Source organism: Acidimicrobiales bacterium, assembly GCA_036273495.1.
Lineage (GTDB): Bacteria > Actinomycetota > Acidimicrobiia > Acidimicrobiales > JAJPHE01 > DASSEU01.
On record DASUHN010000087.1, the window covers coordinates 1 to 3,016 of the forward strand.

The 3,016-nt window shown below is 71.3% G+C and carries 2 protein-coding genes; one reads left to right on the plus strand and one right to left on the minus strand.

Features of this window, described 5'->3' with window-relative positions; all coding sequences use genetic code 11:
- Positions 1 to 1,548 (plus strand): hypothetical protein (locus VFW24_03465; protein HEX5265808.1); only part of this gene is annotated, 1,548 nt, incomplete at its 5' end.
- Between the two features lie 24 nt (positions 1,549 to 1,572).
- Here VFW24_03465 and VFW24_03470 read toward each other — a convergent pair.
- On the minus strand, positions 1,573 to 3,016 hold a 1,444-nt coding region (locus tag VFW24_03470; GenBank protein ID HEX5265809.1), incomplete at its 5' end, for a pyruvate dehydrogenase complex E1 component subunit beta.

Here is a 3,016-nt window from a genome sequence, read left to right on the forward strand (position 1 = left end):
GTGGGCCTCGCCGGGGTCGGGCCCCGCAACCCCTACCTGGCCGACAGCTCCTACCCGATCGCCCACGGTCGCTGCGACCAACAGGACAACTCGGCCGTGGGCGGGCCGGGCGGTCCCAGCCGGGCCCTCGGAACAGGTGACCTGTCCTACACCTGGGTCGGACCGGGCCATTTCGGGAGCCTGATCTCGGCTCCGTACCCCGACGGCCACCGGGTGATCTGGAGCAACGGCCGGGAGCAGATCGTCAAGCTGGACTACGAGACGCTCGAGCCCCTGGCCCACCTCTCCCTGTCGGCCGACGGCTGCACACCTGTGCCGGAGCTGGAGGCGGCGCTACGCGGCCTGGAGGAGCCCGACGACCTCACCGCCATGATCAACGCCGGCGCCCTGGCCCGTCGCTTCCTCACCGGCCTGGACGGCGTGTACTCGCTGCTCGACAACGAGAACGTCATGTATCTCGGCCTCAAGGAGGGGGTGGCCGCCTACGGAGACGCCGAGGGTGGCAACCGGGCCTCCCCGGTCGTCGAGAAGCGGCGCTGGGACAAGCCCCCCGACGTCGAAGGCGCCTTCGTGGGGATGAACCTGACCTTCGACGGCCGCCTGGTCCTTACGACCGACCACGGCTGGGTGGTCTGTCTGGCGCGGGACTTCGGCGACTACGACGCCCTGCGCCTCCCGCACGGCGAGGAGGCGGGCGAGTGGTGCGCCGACCAGGCCGCCCGCTACGGCCACGCCGGGTACGGCTGGGTCCGCAAGAGCTGCTGTGTCGACGACGCCAACGCCATCTACATTCCCTCCCGCGACCACATGCACAAGGTCGTCTGGACCGGGAGCCGGCTGTCGACCGATCCGGCCGACGGCGCCTGGTCCGAGCCCTACCGCAACGGAACGGGGAACGGCTCGGGCACCACCCCCAGCCTGATGGGGTTCGGGCCCGACGACCACTTCGTGGTCTTCGGGGACGGGGACCGCGTCGTCAACATCACCCTCATGTGGCGCGAAGCCATCCCCGACGGGTGGGAGCAACTGCCCGGAGCGCCGTCGCCGCGGGTGGCCGGCTTCGGCCGGGCCGACATGGGCAACCCGGAGCTGGAGGACATCCAGACCGAGCAGTCGATCACGGTCAGCGGCTACGGAGCGATGAGCGTGAACAACGACCCGCCGACGGTCCCCGACGGCTTCCCCGCCCACCTGCGCCGCCATCTGCCGTTCTTCCTGGGCAACCGCCCGGCGTTCACTCCCCACGGCCTGCACAAGTTCCAGTGGGACCCGGCGGCCCGGCGGCTGGAGCAGGCGTGGGTGAACACCGAGGTCTCCTCGCCCAACTCGGTCCCGTTCGTGAGCCAGGGCGCGGACATCGTCTACACCTGCGGCGCCCGCGACGGGGCCTGGACCATCGAGGGCCTCGACTGGACGACAGGGGCGTCCGTGTTCCACTACGGAATGGGTGGCCCCCGGTTCAACACCCTCGGGGCCGGGATCACCCTCGACGAGGAGGGCCGGCTCCTCTTCGGCACCATCTTCGGCAAGGTGCGCATCCACGGCTGACTCCGGCGGTGACCGTGCCCGACATCAGAACGTCGCCAGCCGCCTCACCGCCTCCGCCACCTTTCCGGCGCCGGGGATGATGGCGTCCTCTTCAGGCGCGTTGTACGGGATGTGGCAGTCGTCGGCCCCGACCCGCACCACCGGGGCGTCGAGGTCGGCGAAGAGCTCCTCGGCGGCAAAGGCGGCGATCTCGGCTCCGAACCCCATGGTCCGGTTGGCCTCGTGGAGGACGAGCAACCGACCCGTCTTGGCCACCGTCCGCGCCACCGCCTCCTTGTCGTACGGCACCAGCGTCCGCAGATCGACGATCTCGACCGACAACCCGTCCGCCTCCAGCACCTCGACGGCGGCCCGGGCCAGGTGGACGCCGATCCCGTAGGTTACGAGCGAGACGTCGTCCCCGGTCCGGTCGACCCGCGCCACTCCCAGCGGGATCGCCTCCGTACCCACCGGCTCCCGCAGCGAGCGGTAGGCGCGCTTGGGTTCGAAGAACACCACGGGGTCGTCATCCCGGATGGCCGCCTTCAGCAACCCCTTGGCATCGGCAGGAGTGGCGGGCATCACCACCTTGAGGCCCGGGACATGGCAGTAGGCGGCCTCGACACTCTGTGAGTGGTAGACGCCGCCGCGAACCCCCGCTCCACATGGCGCCCGGAACACGGCGGGGACTCCCCAGCCGCCGACGCTTCGCCAGCGCACGGTGGCGGCCTGGTTCACGATCTGGTCGTAGGCGGGATGGATGTAGTCGGCGAACTGGAACTCGGCCACCGGCCGCAGTCCCGCCATGGCGGCTCCGACGGCCACCCCGGCGATGCCGATTTCCGCCACAGGCGTGTCCACCACCCGCAATGGCCCGAACTCGTCGAGCAGCCCGACCGAGGCCTTGAACACACCGCCTTTGCGTCCGACGTCTTGACCCATGAGCACGACGGACGCATCCCTGGCCATCTCCTCGCCCAGCGCGTCACGGACGGCCTCGATCATCGTCACGGGCTCTCCGACCCGAACCGACGGGGACTCGACAGGCGCGGGGTGAAGCCGGGCGCGCCCGGCGACAGGTCGCCGCCCGACGCCTTCACCGGCCCACAACCACCGCCGGGCCCGGTCGGGCTCCGGCTCCGGCGCCGCCAGCGCCAGCTCCTGGGCCGCCAGGACCTCGGCCCGGACCGCCACCCACTCCGCCTCGTCCTCATCCTTCGAGATCAGACCGTGTTCGACCATGCGGGACCCGAGCGCCAGCACCGGATCATGGGCGACCAGCACCGCCCGTTCCGCCTCGCTGCGGTAGGCGTCGTCGTCCTGGGAGGAGTGCGGAGTGATCCGGCTCACCCGCGCCTCGACCAGGCTGGGGCCTTCACCGGCGCGGGCCCGGGCCACCGCCGCCGCCACGACGCTCCAGACCGCCTCGGGATCGGTCCCGTCCACCGACCAACCCTTCATCCCGTACGCCGGGGCCCGGTCGGCCACC